The 15,086-nt window shown below is 65.9% G+C and carries 14 protein-coding genes; 9 read left to right on the top strand and 5 right to left on the bottom strand.

The window, feature by feature from the left end:
- Positions 1-59: 59 nt before the first annotated feature.
- The 7 genes from WG921_RS13265 (at position 60) to doeB (ending at position 7,000) form a co-directional block, all read left to right on the top strand.
- Positions 60-1,214 carry an acyl-CoA dehydrogenase family protein gene (locus WG921_RS13265; RefSeq protein WP_340109722.1) on the top strand — a complete coding sequence of 385 codons (1,155 nt, stop codon included), beginning with the start codon at positions 60-62 and terminating at the stop codon, positions 1,212-1,214.
- 336 nt (positions 1,215-1,550) lie between these two features.
- A complete protein-coding gene (gene ehuB, locus WG921_RS13260; RefSeq protein WP_340109721.1) occupies positions 1,551-2,411 on the top strand; it encodes an ectoine/hydroxyectoine ABC transporter substrate-binding protein EhuB in 861 nt (286 codons plus the stop codon).
- 94 nt (positions 2,412-2,505) lie between these two features.
- Entirely contained in the window at positions 2,506-3,177 is a 672-nt protein-coding gene (gene ehuC, locus WG921_RS13255) for an ectoine/hydroxyectoine ABC transporter permease subunit EhuC (protein WP_340109720.1), read from the top strand.
- The gene (ehuD, locus tag WG921_RS13250) at positions 3,177-3,872 is read left to right on the top strand and encodes an ectoine/hydroxyectoine ABC transporter permease subunit EhuD (RefSeq protein WP_340109719.1); all 696 of its coding nucleotides are present in this window, start codon (positions 3,177-3,179) and stop codon (positions 3,870-3,872) included. The genes ehuC and ehuD overlap by 1 nt, the downstream gene beginning before the upstream one ends.
- Positions 3,869-4,636 carry an ectoine/hydroxyectoine ABC transporter ATP-binding protein EhuA gene (gene ehuA / locus WG921_RS13245; protein WP_340109718.1) on the top strand — a complete coding sequence of 256 codons (768 nt, stop codon included), beginning with the start codon at positions 3,869-3,871 and terminating at the stop codon, positions 4,634-4,636. Before ehuD ends, ehuA begins: the two co-directional genes overlap by 4 nt.
- A gap of 193 nt (positions 4,637-4,829) precedes the next feature.
- Positions 4,830-6,008 (top strand): M24 family metallopeptidase, encoded by a 1,179-nt coding sequence (locus tag WG921_RS13240; RefSeq protein WP_340109717.1) that lies wholly within the window; start codon positions 4,830-4,832, stop codon positions 6,006-6,008.
- Positions 6,008-7,000 carry a N(2)-acetyl-L-2,4-diaminobutanoate deacetylase DoeB gene (doeB, locus tag WG921_RS13235; RefSeq protein WP_340109945.1) on the top strand — a complete coding sequence of 331 codons (993 nt, stop codon included), beginning with the start codon at positions 6,008-6,010 and terminating at the stop codon, positions 6,998-7,000. The genes WG921_RS13240 and doeB overlap by 1 nt, the downstream gene beginning before the upstream one ends.
- A 47-nt stretch (positions 7,001-7,047) precedes the next feature.
- On the opposite strand, the gene WG921_RS13230 is transcribed toward doeB, so the two are convergent.
- From WG921_RS13230 to WG921_RS13210, 5 genes are all read right to left on the bottom strand, one after another.
- Positions 7,048-8,427, bottom strand: coding sequence for an aspartate aminotransferase family protein (locus WG921_RS13230; RefSeq protein ID WP_340109716.1), 1,380 nt, complete (start codon positions 8,425-8,427; stop codon positions 7,048-7,050).
- A 33-nt stretch (positions 8,428-8,460) separates the two neighbouring features.
- Positions 8,461-9,957, bottom strand: a complete 1,497-nt coding sequence (locus WG921_RS13225; RefSeq protein ID WP_340109715.1) for an NAD-dependent succinate-semialdehyde dehydrogenase — start codon at positions 9,955-9,957, stop codon at positions 8,461-8,463.
- Positions 9,958-10,106: 149 nt separating this feature from the next.
- Positions 10,107-10,583 (bottom strand): Lrp/AsnC family transcriptional regulator, encoded by a 477-nt coding sequence (locus tag WG921_RS13220; RefSeq protein ID WP_340109714.1) that lies wholly within the window; start codon positions 10,581-10,583, stop codon positions 10,107-10,109.
- A gap of 109 nt (positions 10,584-10,692) precedes the next feature.
- Positions 10,693-11,475, bottom strand: coding sequence for an IclR family transcriptional regulator (locus WG921_RS13215; protein ID WP_340109713.1), 783 nt, complete (start codon positions 11,473-11,475; stop codon positions 10,693-10,695).
- The gene (locus WG921_RS13210; RefSeq protein ID WP_340109712.1) at positions 11,472-13,073 is read right to left on the bottom strand and encodes a GMC family oxidoreductase; all 1,602 of its coding nucleotides are present in this window, start codon (positions 13,071-13,073) and stop codon (positions 11,472-11,474) included. Before WG921_RS13210 ends, WG921_RS13215 begins: the two co-directional genes overlap by 4 nt.
- 96 nt (positions 13,074-13,169) lie before the next feature.
- Here WG921_RS13210 and WG921_RS13205 point away from each other — a divergent pair, with 96 nt between their 5' ends.
- Together WG921_RS13205 and WG921_RS13200 are read left to right on the top strand one after the other, a co-directional pair.
- On the top strand, positions 13,170-13,763 hold the full coding sequence (locus WG921_RS13205; RefSeq protein ID WP_340109711.1) for a TRAP transporter small permease subunit: 594 nt from the start codon (positions 13,170-13,172) through the stop codon (positions 13,761-13,763).
- Entirely contained in the window at positions 13,760-15,079 is a 1,320-nt protein-coding gene (locus tag WG921_RS13200; protein ID WP_340109710.1) for a TRAP transporter large permease, read from the top strand. The genes WG921_RS13205 and WG921_RS13200 overlap by 4 nt, the downstream gene beginning before the upstream one ends.
- Positions 15,080-15,086 lie beyond the last annotated feature (7 nt).

Raw genomic sequence — 15,086 nt, 5'->3', positions numbered from 1 at the left:
TGGGCTGTTATTCGCGTCTTGCAAGGTGATGAGCCCGCCGACATCGCAGGATATGCGCCATGACGATTGAATTGCATCACGACATTCGCGCCGCGGTGGCCAAGCTCTGCGAAGGGTTCCCCGGGGAATACTGGCGGGATCTGGATCGGAGGCAGGCCTACCCGACCGAGTTCGTGAAGGCGTTGACCGAAGCGGGCTTCCTCTCCGCGCTGATCCCGGAGGAATACGGCGGCTCCGGTCTCCCCCTCTCCGCGGCGGCGGCGATTCTTGAGGAGATTCACCGCAGCGGCGCCAACGCCGGCGCCTGCCACGCGCAGATGTACACGATGGGCACCGTCCTTCGTCATGGCTCGGACGCGCAGAAGCAGGCCTATCTCCCCGGCGTCGCGGACGGCTCGATCCGGCTTCAGGCCTTCGGCGTGACCGAGCCGACCAGCGGCACCGACACCGGTTCGCTCCGCACATTCGCAAAACGCGACGGCGACGATTTCATCGTCAATGGCCAGAAGATCTGGATTTCCCGCTCGGAGCATTCCGACCTCATGGTCCTGCTCTGCCGCACCACCCCGCGCGAGGAGGCGGCGCGCAAGACCGACGGGCTCTCCGTTCTGCTCGTCGACATGCGCGAGGCGAGGACGAACGGCCTGACCATCCGCCCGATCCGCACCATGATGAACCACGCCACGACGGAGCTTTTCTTCGACAATGTGCGCGTGCCGGCGAAAAACCTGATCGGGGAGGAGGGGAAGGGCTTTCGCTATATCCTCTCCGGCATGAACGCCGAGCGGATCCTGATCGCCTCCGAGTGCATCGGCGACGCCAAATGGTTCATCGAGAAGGCGTCGGCCTACGCCGGTGGGCGCGAGGTGTTCGGCCGGCCCATCGGCCAGAATCAGGGCGTCCAGTTCCCGATCGCGAAAGCCTACGCGCGGATGCGCGCGGCGGAGCTCATGCTGCGCGAAGCCATCGGGCTCTACGAAGCCGGCGAAAACCCCGGCGCCGAGGCCAATATGGCCAAGATGCTGGCGGCGGAGGCGAGTTGGGACGCGGCGGAGGCGTGCCTTCAGACCCATGGCGGCTTCGGCTTCGCGGAAGAATACGACATCGAGCGCAAATTTCGCGAGACCCGCCTCTATCAGGTCGCGCCGATCTCGACCAACCTGATCCTGAGCTACCTCGCGGAGCATGTTCTCGGCATGCCCCGCTCTTACTGAGCAAGCGCCGATCCGGACATTGGTCCGCCGCGCCGACGGGCGCCGCGCGCGGCGCTCCGCTCGTCGGCGCGGCCCCTCGCCCCCGTGGCGGGGCGAGCGCCTGACGCCGTTCAATTTTTTCGAGCGGATAAAGAGTATTGAATGTCAACCTCTCCCTTTGGCTTCATGAGCTTTATTTATTAGTTCGATCGCCAGTTGATCAAAAGAAATTAAGGTATGTAAATGGCCCATATATACAAGTATTTATAGGGTAATATCCCTGGGGTTGACGGCTGGATGGAGGTCTGTTTCAGTTTGTCTGACGACAAGGATTATAAAAAACAAAGGGAGTGGAGCATGTTCAACATATCGGTACGTCTTGTCGCCGCCGCCGGGGCTGTCGCGCTGAGCGCCGCCGCCGCGCAGGCGGCGAGCTTGCAGGACATCAAGGACCGGGGCTTCGTGCGCGTCGCGGTCGCGAACGAGATTCCCTACGGCTATGTCGATCCGAGCGGAGAGGCGAAAGGCGCCGGCCCGGATGTCGCCCGCGCGGTTCTGGAGCGGCTCGGAATCGAGTCCGACGACATCCAGTGGATCGTCACGAATTTCAGCTCGCTGATCCCGGGTCTGCAGGCGAATCGGTTCGACATGGTCGCGGCCGAACTCGCGATCCGGCCGGAGCGCTGCACGAAGGTGATCTATTCCGAGCCCAACACCTCCTATGGCGAGGGGCTTCTGGTGGCGGAAGGCAATCCGAAGGATCTTCACGCCTTCACCGACTTCAAGGAGGGCGACAGCAAGGTCGCCGTCATGGCCGGCGCGGACCAGTTGCAGATGTTGCAGCATCTCGGCGTGTCGGAGGACAACATCGTCACCATCGCGACCAACGCCGACGCGATCTCGACGGTCTCGACCGGCCGCGCCGACGCCTACGCGGCGACCAGCCTCACCGCGAGCGGCCTCGCCGGCAAGAGCGACAAGGTCGCCGTCGTGGACACGTTCAAGGATCCGGTGATCGACGGCAAGCCGGTGAGGAGCTGGGGCGGGTTCGCCTTCAACCAGGACTCGGCCGATCTGCGCGACGCGGTCAGCGAGGCGCTCGTGGAGTTCAAGAAGACCAGCGCGTGGAGCGAGATCCTCAAGGAATACGGCTTCACGACCGCCGACATCGAGCATTCGTCGGAGGTGACCACGCAGCAGCTCTGCGCGGGCGGGTGAATCGACCTGACAGCCGGGGCGGCCGCGCCGCCCCGGGACGAGGCGCCGCGGCTCCCGGAGCGGACGGCGCCGGGCCTTCGGGGAGCGACTCCGCATGACGTGGATCGATTATCTGAAGCCGCTGTCGGAGGGCGCCTGGGTCACGGTCCAGATCACGGTCTGGTCCACGATCCTCGGCGCCATCCTCTCCTTCGCGGCCGGGATCGGAAAGATCTCCCGGAGCTGGGCGATCCGGGGGCTCAGCGTCGCCTATATCGAGATCTTCCGCGGCACGTCGCTTCTGGTTCAGCTGTTCTGGCTCTATTTCGCTCTGCCGATCGCCGGGGATTATATCGGGGTCAACCTGCGGCTGCCGCCGGTGACCGCCGGCGTGCTCGCGCTCGGGCTCAATATCGGCGCTTATGGGGCCGAGGTGGTGCGGGGGGCGCTTCAGGCGGTCTCCCCGGCGCAGCATGAGGCGGCGCGCGCGCTCAACTTCACCCCATGGCAGGCGCTCTGGCGGGTCGCGCTGCCGCAGGCCATCCCCGAGATGATGCCTCCGTTCAACAATCTGGCGGTTCAGAACCTGAAGGACACCGCGCTCGTCTCATTGATCAGCCTCGGCGATCTGACGTTTCGCGCCGAGCAGATCCGCAATTTCACGCAAGACAGCACAACGATCTACACCATGGTCCTGCTCATGTATTTCGGCATGGCGCTGGTCCTCATGGTGATGATGCGCGGCCTCGAATTCTGGGTCACGCGCTGGCGGGGGGCGCGCGGCTGATGTTGTTCGGATACGAATGGGACGCGATGAATGGCGATCTCGCCTTCGCGATCTCGATCCTGCCGATGCTGCTGATCGGGCTTGTGGTCACCATACAGGCGTCGTTCGCGGGGTTCTTCATCGCCCTCGCGCTCGGCCTCGTGTTCGCGGTGTTGCGGCAGTCTAAATCGCCCTTCATCTCCTATCCGACGATCCTCGTCGTCGAGTTTTTCCGGGATACGCCGCTGCTGGTGCAGCTTTTCTTCCTTTTCTATGTCTTGCCGGAATATGGCGTCGTCTTGCCCGCGTTCCTCACCGGCGCGCTCGCGCTCGGCATCCAGTACAGCGCCTACACGTCGGAGTGCTACCGCGCGGGAATAGACGCGGTGCCGCGCGGGCAACGGGAGGCGGCGCGCTCGCTCGATCTGACCGGCTGGCGGACCTTCACCCGGATCATCCTGCCGCAGGCGGTGCCGCGCATCGTGCCCGCGCTCGGCAATTACGCCGTTTCGATCATGAAGGATGTGCCCGTGCTCTCGGTCATCACCGTGCTCGAGGTGCTGAACGTGGCCAGGATCATCGGCGACCAGACCTTCGACTATTTCGTGCCGTTCACGATGGTCGGCGGCCTCTACCTCATTCTCACCCTCATCGCTTCGGCGGCGGTGCGATTCATCGACAAAAGCCTGCCAAAAACAGGGGTGCCCCTGAAATGACGGAACCGATCATCAGCTTCAGGAATGTGATGAAGAAGTTCGGCGATCTTGTCGTTATCGACGGTCTCGATTTCGAGGTGGCGCCGGGCGAGAAGGTCACCATCATCGGCCCGTCCGGGTCGGGAAAGTCCACGGTGCTTCGTATCCTGATGACGCTCGAAACCATCCAGGGCGGCGTCATCCGCGTGCAGGGAAAGCCGCTCTGGCATGAAGAACGGGGCGGCGAGCTCGTTCCCGCGTCCGAGACGCATCTGCGCGAGATGCGCAAGCTTTTCGGCATGGTGTTCCAGCAGTTCAACCTCTTTCCGCACATGACTGTCCTGCGCAACATCTCCGAGGCCCCGATGGCGGTGCTGGGCATGTCGAAGCGCGAGGCGCACGAACGGGCGATGGAGCTTCTCGACCTCGTGGATCTCACCGACCACGCGAAGAAATATCCGCACCAGCTTTCCGGCGGGCAGCAACAGCGCGTCGGCATCGCCCGCGCCCTCGCGATGCGCCCGAAGATCATGCTGTTCGACGAGCCGACTTCAGCGCTCGACCCCGAGCTTGTCGACGGGGTGCTGGAGACCATCGGCAAGCTCGCGCGCGAACATGATCTGACGATGCTTCTGGTCACGCACGAGATGCGTTTCGCGCGCGAGGTGTCGGACCGGATCTGCTTTTTCGATGGCGGCCGGGTATGTGAGCAAGGTCCGCCGGAGCAGATCTTCACCGATCCGCAGGAGCAGCGCACCCGCGAATTCCTCAAGGCCATTCTCTAGCCGGGAGAGACCGGACCGCCGCCTTGCGCCCGTCCTGCGCGCGGCGGCGCCGGAATGGTCGGCTCGCTCCATCCTTTGGTCGGGTTCTGACGGCGTTTTGATCGCCCGTAGCTTATACATTCACCTCAGAGGCTGAAGAATAGCGGCCCGAGTCGGAGTCTTCGGCCGCTATTGGGGGTGAAAGAGGGCGCATATGACGACATTTGAGGCGAATTTCACCAGTGGCGAATATTTGCGCCGGATCGACAAGACCCGCGCAGCCATGGCCGCCAAGGGGCTGGATGCGATCGTCGTCTGCGACCCCTCCAACATATCGTGGCTGTCGGGGTATGACGGCTGGTCGTTCTACACGTTTCAGGCGGTCATCCTGAAGCAGGACGGCGAGCCGATCTGGTGGGGCCGCGACATGGACGCGATGGGCGCGCGGCGCACCGTGTTCATGGAGGACGATTGCATCCACGGCTATGACGACAGTTACGTTCAGAACCCGGAAAAGCACCCGATGGAGGATCTCTCGCGCCTCCTTGTCGGGCTGGGCCTCGAAAAGGCGCGCATCGGCGTCGAGATGGACAATTACTATTATTCCGCCCGGGCGCACGCGACGCTTGTCACGCAGATGAAGAAGGTCTCGTTTCAGGACGCAACCGGCCTGGTCAACTGGCAACGCGCCGTCAAATCCGAGCGAGAGATAGAATACATGCGCCGCGCCGCATGCATCGTCGAGATGGTCCACGAGCATATTTTCAACGTGGCCGAGCCGGGGATGCGCAAGAACGATCTTGTCGCCGAGATCTACTCGGCCTCCATTCGCGGCGCCCATGGCTTCTGGGGCGACTATCCGGCCATCGCGCCCATGACCCCCTCGGGGATGGATGCGACCGCGCCGCACCTGACATGGGACGACCGGCCCATGCAGCCCGATGAGGCGACCTTTTTCGAGATCGCGGGCGCGCATCGGCGCTATCATTGCCCGCAATCGCGCACCCTCTTTTTTGGCGAGGCGCCGCAGAAATACCGCGATGCGGAAGCGGCGGTGCTCGACGCGATCGAGGCCGGGCTGGAGCAGGCGCGCCCCGGCAACCTCGCAGAGGACATCGCCAACGCCTTCAACGCGACGCTGAACAAGGCCGGTTTCGAAAAGGACAGCCGGTGCGGCTATCCGATCGGGATCAGCTATCCGCCCGATTGGGGCGAGCGCACGATCTCCTTTAGACGCGGCGACAAGACGGTGCTCGAACCCGGCATGACCTTCCATTTCATGCCCGCGCTCTGGCTCGACGATGGCGGGCTCGAGATCACCGAGCCGATCCTCATCACCGAAACCGGGGTCGAGTGCTTCTGCTCCACGCCCCGGAAACTCTTCGTCAAATGATGACGGAGAGCCCGATCACCCCGACGATTCCGCTCGACGCGGAGGGAGTCCATCATGGCTTCCTGCGCCTGCCGCATAGCCGCGATGACAGCGCATGGGGCTCCGTGATGATCCCGATCAGCGTCATCGCCCGCGGCGACGGGCCGACGGCGCTGCTGACCGGGGGCAATCACGGCGATGAATATGAAGGCCCGATCGCCCTGCAGGAACTGGCGGCGACCCTCGATCCCGCAAGGATCTTCGGGCGGGTGATCCTGCTGCCGATGATGAATCTCCCCGCCTTCGCCGCCGGGCGGCGCTGTTCGCCGATCGACGGCGGCAACCTGAACCGCGCCTTTCCCGGGGATGCGGGCGGCGCGGCGACGCAGAAGATCGCGCATTTCATCGCCACCCGGCTGACGCCGATGGCCGATATCGTGCTCGACTATCATTCGGGCGGGCGCACGCTCGATTTTCTGCCCTTCGCCGCCGCCCATATTCTGCCCGACAAGAAACAGGAGGCCGCCTGCATGGCGGCGATGGCGGCGTTCAACGCCCCCTATTCGATGCGGATGCTGGAGATCGACAATCGCGGCATGTTCGACACCGAGGTCGAGAGGCAGGGAAAGGTGTTCGTCACGACCGAACTCGGCGGCGGCGGAACCTCGACCGCCGCCTCCGTCGCCATCGCCCGGAAGGGCGCGCGCAATCTCCTGATTCACGCCGGAATCCTGAGCGGCGCGCCCGAGCGCGCGCCCTCGGTCATGCTCGATATGCCGGATGAGCGGTGCTTCGTCTTCTGCGAACGGGCCGCGCTGCTGGAGCCGATGATCGATCTCGGCGGCAGGGTGGCGGAAGGCCAGCCCCTCGCCCGCCTCTGGCCGGTGGATCGGAGCGGCGAGGCCGCCATCCCGGTTCACGCCCGCCGCTCCGGCGTTCTGGCGGCGCGCCATGTTCCCGGGCTCGTGCAGATGGGCGATTGCGTCGCGGTGGTGGCGGTCGAGGGCGGCTGACGCGCCGGGCGGGGCGCCGAGACACGCGCCCGGCCCGCCGCACCGCCTCAGCGTGGAAGGACGGCGTTCACAGCCTCTTTCGTCGCGGAGACGAGGATATCCACCTCTTCGCGCGTGATGCAGAGCGGCGGCGCGAAGCCGAGGATGTCTCCTTGCGGCATGCCCCGCCCGATCACGCCGCGCTTCAGCAGCTCGGCCGAGATCGCCTTGCCGACCCCGCGTTTCGGGTCGAAAAAGCGGCGATCGTCCCTGTCCTCCACGAATTCGACGGCGGCCATCAGCCCTTCGCCGCGCACCTCGCCGACATTCGGATGATCCGCCATCGCCTCGGCCAATGATGCGTTCAGGTAGGCGCCGACCTCCGCCGCGTTCCTGACCAGATCCAGCTCGTCGATCAGTTTCAGGTTGGCGACGCCGGCGGCGGCGCAGAGCGGATGCGCCGAATAGGTCCAGCCATGGCCCATCTCCCCCAGCCGGTCCGCGCCCTGCACCACGACATCCCACATGTCTTTGGACAGGATCGAGCCGGAGAGCGGCGCATAGGCCGAGGTCAGGCCCTTGGCGATGGTGATGAGATCGGGCTTCATCCCGTAATGCGGCGAGCCGAACATCGAGCCGAGGCGGCCGAACCCGGTGACGACTTCATCGGCGATCAGCAGCACATCGTATTTGTTCAGGACCTTCTGGATCGCCGCCCAATAGCCCTTCGGCGGCGGAACGAGGCCGCCGGTGCCGAGAATCGGCTCGCCGATGAAGGCGGCGACGGTCTCCGGCCCCTGGGCGAGGATCAACTGCTCCAGCTTCGCCGCGCAATGGGCGCTGAACTGCTCCTCGCTCATGCCGCGGTCTTCGCGGCGGAAGTAATACGGCGCCTCGGTGTGCATGATCGGCGCGCGCGGCAGGTCGAAACATTCGTGATAATGCGACAATCCGGTCAGGGAGCCGGTCATCACGCCGGAGCCATGATAGCCGCGCCAGCGCGATATGATCTTCTTCTTCTCGGGCCGGCCGAGAATGTTGTTGTAATACCAGACCAGCTTGATGTTGGTCTCGTTCGCGTCGGAGCCGCCGAGGCCGAAGAAGACCCGCGACATATGCTCCGGCGCGCGCTCGATGATCATATGCGCGAGGGTGATGCTGGCCTCGGTTCCATGCCCGACATAGGAATGGAAATAGGCCAGCTCATGCGCCTGCTTCGAGATCGCGTCGGCGATCTCCGTGCGGCCGTAGCCGACATTCACGCAGTAAAGCCCGGCGAAACCGTCGAGGCTGCGCCCGCCTTCGCTGTCAACGATGTAGACGCCCTCGCCGCCGGTGATGACCCGGCGCGGGCTTTCGCCGCGCGCATGCTGGCCGCTCGGGGTCGAGGGGTGGAAGAAGTGATCCCGATCCCACGCGTTCAGTTCATTGTCGTCCCGGTCCAGCATCGCAGTCTCCTTTTGGTCCCATGTGTTCGCGCGTCAGGCGGCGGTGTCGACGCAGACGCATTTCAGCTCGGTGAAGGCTTCGAGCCCCTGGCGCGCGCCCTCGCGCCCGAGGCCGGATTGTTTCCAGCCCCCGAAGGGCAAGGGCCCGCCGGTGATCTTGACCCGGTTGATCGCGATCAACCCGAAATCGAGCGCGCGCGAGAGCCGGAGCTGGCGCACGCCGTCGCGGGTCACGACATAGGCGATGAGCCCGTATTCCGTGTCATTGGCGCGCCCGATCACCTCCGCCTCCGTGTCGAACGGCATGACGGCGGCGACCGGCCCGAAGGTCTCCTCCCTCAGGATCGACGCGTCCTCCGGGATGTCGACCAGCAATGTGGGCCGGTAGGCGAGCGGCATCGCGGCGTCGATCGCGCCCCCGGCGACGACCCGCGCCCCCTTGGCGACCGCATCCCGGACCTGCGCCGCGACCTTTTCCAGCGCGCGCCGGTGCATGAGCGGGCCGATCTCGCTCGCAGGTTCGACGCCGGGGCCGACGCGGAGCGCGGCGATGCGCGCGCCGAAGGCTTTGGTGAACCGCTCGAGGATCGGGCGCTCGACATAGATCCGGTTCGCCGCGAGGCAATCCTGCCCGGAGGTGGCGAATTTGGCGTCCATCGCGATATCGACGGCTTTATCGAGGTCGGCGTCGGCGAAAATCATCAGTGGCGCGTGCCCGCCAAGCTCCATCACCAGGCGTTTCATGGTCGGCGCGCACTCAGCCGCGATCAGCCGGCCGATCGCGGTCGACCCGGTGAAGGACATGCCCCTGAGCCGGGGGTCGGCGCAGAGGGCGCCGACAAGGGGCGCGGCGTCCCCGGTCAGCACGTTGAAGACGCCGGCCGGAACCCCGGCGCGCCCGGCCAGCTCGGCCAGCGCCAGGGCGGAAAGCGGCGTCTCGGAGGAGGGATGCGCGACCACGGTGCAGCCCGCGGCCAGCGCCGCCGCGACCTTCCGCGCGATCATCGCCGACGGAAAATTCCACGGGGTGACCACGCCGACCGGGCCCAGAGCTTCGCGCCGCAGGATCATCTCGGCGCCGGGCAGATGGCTCGTGACGCTTTCGACGTTGATGCGCCGCGTCTCGTCCGCATACCAGTCGAAAAAGGAGGCGGCGTAGTCGATCTCGCCGCGGCTCTCGGCCAGCGGCTTGCCCTGCTCCAGCGTCATGATCAGCGCCAGATCCTCGCGGGCCTCGAGCATGAGCTCCCCCCAGCGCCGCAGAATGCGCGCCCGCTCCTGAGGCGGGCGGTCCCGCCAGGGCGGGAAGGCGGCGACGGCGGCGGCGATGGCGGCGTCCGCCTCCGCCGCGCCAAGCCGCGCGACCCGCCCGAGCAACGCGCCCGAGGCCGGATCGGTCACCACGAAATCGGCGGCGTCGGCGGCCGCCACCCAGCGATCGTCGATATAGCCGAGGCTGCGCAACAGGCGCCGGTCCGAAATTCGGCCAAGCGCGGCGTGCCGCGAGGCGCGGGGCGTTTCAATGTTCATCAGAGGCGCTCCGGGTGATCTCGCCGCATCATGGCGCCGGAGCTTCGGAGAAGGGGGCTGTATCGGGGCGCGCGATCAGCCATTCCAGCTATCGGATCACGCCGAATCAGACAGAGTCTCTATTGGGCGCCGTTTTTTCGATGGCGGGGTCAGATCGGCGCCAGCAATTCAACCGGTATGCGTGAGCTCTCTTTCAGGGTTCGGGTCACGATATAGGTGAAATAGCGATCGATGCCGATATCGTCCGCCAGCATCTGGTCGATCATGCGCTGATAGGCGTCGATATCGCGGGTCTTCGCCATGAGGAAATAATCCACCCCGCCGCCGACCGACCAGAAGGAGGTGATCTCGGGCCGCCCGGCGATGGCTTTCTCGAACCGCTCGAAATCGGCCTGACGATGATTGGCCAACGTCACTTCAATGATGACGCTCGCCACCGGCGCGACGCGGCGCGGGTCCAGCCGGGCGTGATACCCCTCGATCAACCCGGCCTGCTCCATCCTGTGGAGCCGCACCCAACAGGGGGTCGGCGAGAGGCCGACCTGTTCGGCCAGCCGCAGCTTGGTGATCCGGCCGTCGCGCTGAACCGCATCCAGAATACGCAGATCGATGGCGTCCAGCTTCATGGCGTGTCCCGTTGCAGAATTCCACGCTCAGATTGGCGCGATCCATGGCGGGCTTGCAACAGCCGCTTGCGCGCCCGGCCTGGTTTCGGCGGGGCGCCGGGGCGCATGTCTAGCCGGAGAACAGCAGGGCGGTCATGTTGCGGGCGGCGCGGTGCAGAAGGCCGGCCTGCTGGCGCGCGAGAGCGATCGGCATGCGCTGCACGGGGGCGTGGAACGACAGGGTGCTGAAGAGCCGCCCCTCCGCGTCATGGATCGGCACGGCGAGCGCGGTCATGCCTTCGATGAATTCTTCGTTGTCTTCGCCCCAGCCGCGGCGCCGGGTTCGTTCGATCTCGGCGAGAAGCGCCTCGGGCTCGGTGATGGTGTTGGGCGCGAAGCGCTCCAGCGCGCCGGCCGAAAAAAGCCGGTGCGCCTCCCCCGGAGGCAGGCTGGCCAGCCAGGTCTTGCCGCTGGCGGAGCAATGCAGCGGCACCTCCGAGCCGACCGGCAGCGAGATCTGCAGCGGCCATTTGGTTTCGGCGCGGTCGGTGTAGATCATGCGGCCGTCCCGGCAGATCGCAATGTTGCAGGTCTCGCCGATCTCCTCCGAAAGCGCCCTGAGCGCGGCTGAAGCCGCCGTGGAGAGCCGCATCGCCGACAGGATGTTCGCCGCCATGCCGAAGGTGCGGCGCGCGGGGATGCTGCGCCCGTCCGGAAGTTTCTGCAAAAAACCCTGATCCTGGAGCGCGCCCATCAGCCGGTGCAGCGTGGCCTTCGGCAGATCCACCCGGCCCAGCAGTTCATGAGGCGCGACCGGCGCCCCGATGCGCACGATCTCCTCCAGCAGGGTCAGGAGGCGCATGTTGCCCTGCGCGGGCTTCCGGCCCGGTCCGGCGCCTTGCCGCGCCGTCATCGCCGGTCCGCCAGAATCAGATCGCTCCCCTTCTCGCCGATCATGATCGTCGGCGCGTTGGTGTTGCCCGAAGTCAGGTCGGGCATGATCGAGCAATCGACGACGCGGAGCCTCTCGACGCCGTGGACCCGTAGCCGCGGATCGACCACCGCGCGGCTGTCGGTTCCCATCCGGCAGGTGCCCGATGGGTGATAGATCGTGGTCGCGGTGCGGCGCACCCAGTCGAGAATCTCCTCGTCGCTCCGCACTTCTTCCGTCGGGCTGTGCGCTTCGGTGATGCTGTCGCGGAGCGGCGGCTTCGCGGCGATGGCCTGCGTGATGCGGACGCCGTCGATGACGGTGCGCCGGTCGGTCGGCGTCGCCAGATAATTCGGCCGGATGACGGGATGGTCGCGCATGTCGGGGCTCTTCAGCTCCAGCGCGCCGCGGCTTTCGGGGCGAAGCTGGCAGACCGAGGCGGTGAACGCCGAGAAGGGATGCACGCCTTCGCCGGGGCTGTCGGCCGACCAGGGCTGGATATGAAACTGGATGTCGGGGGTCTCCAGATTGTCGCGGGTGCGGACGAACCCGATGATCAGCGACGCCGCCATCGCCATCGGGCCGCGCCGGGTGAGCGCGTATTGCAGCCCGATCTTCGCCTTGCCGAGGAGGCTGCGCGCCTCGTCGTTCAGCGTCGGCTCGCGGCACTTGAACACCAGCCGGGCCTGAAGATGGTCCTGAAGGTTCTGGCCGACGCCGCCAAGATCGCGCCGCACCTCGATCCCCATATTCGCCAGATGTTCGGCCGGCCCGACGCCGGACAGCATCAGGATCTGCGGCGAGCCGATCGCCCCGGCCGACAGGATCACCTCGCCCTCGGCCCGGGCGCTATGGCGGTGGTTGGCGGCGTCCACATAGGTCACGCCGGTGGCGCGGCCGCCGGAGATCTCGACCCGCTCCACCTGGGCGCGGGTGACGACGCGCAGATTGGCCCGCTTCATCGCCGGGCGCAGGAACGCCGTCGCCGCCGAACAGCGCCAGCCGCCCCGCGCGGTCAGCTGCGCATAGGTCATGCCCTCCTGAACCGGGCCGTTGATGTCGGGGTTGCGCGGATAGCCGGCGGCCTCGGCGGCCTCCATCCACTGGCTGCAGATCTTGCGCGCGACGCGGGTGTCGGAGACGGCCAGCGGCCCGCCGGACCCGTGCAGCGCGTCCGCGCCGCGCTGCTGGTCCTCCGAGCGGCGAAACAGCGGCAGCACGTCGTCCCACGCCCAGCCGATGGCGCCCATCTGCGCCCAGCGGTCGTAATCCTGCGGCTGGCCGCGAACGTAAAGCAGCCCGTTCAGCGACGACGAGCCGCCCAGAACCTTGCCGCGCGGCCAGTCGAGCGCGCGGCCCGCCAGCCCCGGGTCCGGCTCGGTGCGGTAGCGCCAGTCCACCGCGGGGTTGTTCATGGTCTTGAAATATCCGACCGGGATATGGATCCACGGGTTGCTGTCGCGCCCGCCCGCCTCGAGCAGAAGCACGCGGCTGCGGCCGTCCGCGCTCAACCGGTTGGCCAGCACGCAGCCCGCCGACCCGGCTCCGACGATGATGTAATCGAACGCGCCCTCGTCCATATCGCGGGCCCTCCCGGGGCCAGATTCTCCTTGCATTGCGATTCTAGTCCGCTTTTAGTTGAGACAACAAGTCTCATTTCTGGGAGGGAGTGAGCGATGCGAAGTCAAATCTCGGCCTCGACCGACCCGCGCGTCTGGATGACGCCCGAGCGAGAGGCCCGCTTTCGCCGGATCGCGCGGGTTCTGGATTTTCCCGGCATGCTGGTGGGCAAGGCGGCCGCATGGCTCATCCTGCCGATGGTCGGCGCTCTGGCGTATGAGGTCGTCGCGCGGTTCGGCTTCAACCGGCCGACGATCTGGGCCTACGACGTGACCTACATGTTCTACGGGGCCATGTTCATGCTCTGCGCGGCCTACACCCTCGGGCGCGACGCGCATGTCCGGGCGGATTTCCTGTTCAACATCCTGCCGCCGCGCTGGCAGGGCGTGATCGACGCGCTGTTCATCGTGCTGCTGTTCTTTCCGGCGATGTACCTCTTCACCGAATCGACCATCGGCTATGCGGCGATCTCGTGGGAGCGGGGCGAGCGCATCCCGTCGAGCCCATGGATGCCGATCATCTATCCGTTGAAGGCCACGATGCCGATCGCCGGGGCGCTGCTGCTGATCCAGGGCGTCAGCGAACTGGTGAAAAGCCTGTTCTGCATCCTGTCCAATCGACGTTTCCGGGAAGAGGCGACGCCGTCATGACCGAACCGGTCCTTGGTTTCATTTCCCTCGGGTTGGTCTTCGTCGGCCTGCTGACCGGCTATCCGATGGCGTTCACCTTCATCTTCATCTCGCTGGTGTTCGGCTATTTCGGGATGGGCGACCGCGTCGTCAGCCTGATGCAGTTCCAGTTCTTTTCGCTGATGCGCAACACGACGATGGCCGCGATCCCGCTGTTTCTGTTCATGGGGTTCGTGCTGGAGCGCTCGGGGCTGATGGAGCGGATGTTCACCGCGCTCCGGTTGCTGCTCGGCCGGCTGCGGGGCGCGCTCTTTCTGGTGGTGCTGCTGGTCGCGACGATCTTCGCCGCCGCCACCGGCATCGTCGGCGCGTCGGTCACCGTGCTGGGGGTCATGGCCGCGCCGATCATGCGCTCCACCGGCTACGACACGCGGTTGTCGGCGGGCGCGATCGCCGCCGGCGGCACGCTGGGCATCCTCATTCCGCCGTCGATCATGCTGATCGTGATGGGCCCGGTGATCGGCGTGCCGGTGTCCGATCTCTTCACCGCCGCGATCATTCCGGGGCTGCTGCTCGCGCTCGCCTATATCGTCTACACGCTGATCCGAAGCCATCTGAACCCCGCGCTCGGCCCGCCGCTGACCCGCGCCGAAATCGACGAGACCACCGGGCTGGAGAAGCTCCGCGAGTTGTTTCTGGGCGTCATCCCGGTCTTCATCGTCATTTCGGCGACGCTGGGGGTGATCATCGCCGGCGTCGCGACGCCGACCGACGCCGCCGCCTCGGGGGCGCTGATCTCGCTCCTGCTGGCCTTCGCCTACCGCAGGATGGATTGGGCGTCGCTGAAATATTGCGTCTACAACACCGCGGTCGTCTCCGCGATGATCATGTTCCTTCTCGGCTCCGCGAATTTTTTCGGCGCCGTCTTTTCGCGGCTCGGCAGCGGGGATGTGCTGACGGAGGCGCTTCTGGCGCTGCCGGTCAGCCCGATGGTGATGCTGCTGATCATCCTCGCGATCGTCTTTCTGCTCGGCTCGCCGCTGGAGTGGATCCCGATCGTGCTGGTGATCGTGCCGATCTTCCTGCCGACGATGAAGGCGATGGGGTACGATCCGCTCTGGTTCTCCATTCTTGTCGCGGTGACGCTGCAAACGTCGTGGCTGACCCCGCCAATGGCGCTTTCGGCGTATTTCCTGAAAGGCGTCGTCCCCCAATGGAGCATGAGCGACATCTATATCGGGATGAGCCAGTTCGTCGTGATCCAGCTTATGGTGATCGGAGTGCTGATCGCCTTTCCGGGCCTGATCCTGTGGCTGCCCGAAGCGCTGGCCCGGTGACGTGCAG

Origin of the sequence: Paludibacillus litoralis (genome assembly GCF_037646705.1) — a bacterium.
GTDB lineage: Bacteria > Pseudomonadota > Alphaproteobacteria > Rhodobacterales > Rhodobacteraceae > Pikeienuella > Pikeienuella litoralis.
This window is presented reverse-complemented; position numbering and strand designations above follow the sequence as displayed.

What these genes read in the sequence shown, in the direction of transcription:
- WG921_RS13265 (WP_340109722.1), top strand. Translation starts at nt 60, where the DNA reads ATGACGATTGAATTGCATCACGACATTCGCGCCGCGGTGGCCAAGCTC.
- ehuB (WP_340109721.1), top strand. Translation starts at nt 1,551, where the DNA reads ATGTTCAACATATCGGTACGTCTTGTCGCCGCCGCCGGGGCTGTCGCG.
- ehuC (WP_340109720.1), top strand. Translation starts at nt 2,506, where the DNA reads ATGACGTGGATCGATTATCTGAAGCCGCTGTCGGAGGGCGCCTGGGTC.
- ehuD (WP_340109719.1), top strand. Translation starts at nt 3,177, where the DNA reads ATGTTGTTCGGATACGAATGGGACGCGATGAATGGCGATCTCGCCTTC.
- ehuA (WP_340109718.1), top strand. Translation starts at nt 3,869, where the DNA reads ATGACGGAACCGATCATCAGCTTCAGGAATGTGATGAAGAAGTTCGGC.
- WG921_RS13240 (WP_340109717.1), top strand. Translation starts at nt 4,830, where the DNA reads ATGACGACATTTGAGGCGAATTTCACCAGTGGCGAATATTTGCGCCGG.
- doeB (WP_340109945.1), top strand. Translation starts at nt 6,008, where the DNA reads ATGACGGAGAGCCCGATCACCCCGACGATTCCGCTCGACGCGGAGGGA.
- WG921_RS13230 (WP_340109716.1), bottom strand. Translation starts at nt 8,427, where the DNA reads ATGCTGGACCGGGACGACAATGAACTGAACGCGTGGGATCGGGATCAC.
- WG921_RS13225 (WP_340109715.1), bottom strand. Translation starts at nt 9,957, where the DNA reads ATGAACATTGAAACGCCCCGCGCCTCGCGGCACGCCGCGCTTGGCCGA.
- WG921_RS13220 (WP_340109714.1), bottom strand. Translation starts at nt 10,583, where the DNA reads ATGAAGCTGGACGCCATCGATCTGCGTATTCTGGATGCGGTTCAGCGC.
- WG921_RS13215 (WP_340109713.1), bottom strand. Translation starts at nt 11,475, where the DNA reads ATGACGGCGCGGCAAGGCGCCGGACCGGGCCGGAAGCCCGCGCAGGGC.
- WG921_RS13210 (WP_340109712.1), bottom strand. Translation starts at nt 13,073, where the DNA reads ATGGACGAGGGCGCGTTCGATTACATCATCGTCGGAGCCGGGTCGGCG.
- WG921_RS13205 (WP_340109711.1), top strand. Translation starts at nt 13,170, where the DNA reads ATGCGAAGTCAAATCTCGGCCTCGACCGACCCGCGCGTCTGGATGACG.
- WG921_RS13200 (WP_340109710.1), top strand. Translation starts at nt 13,760, where the DNA reads ATGACCGAACCGGTCCTTGGTTTCATTTCCCTCGGGTTGGTCTTCGTC.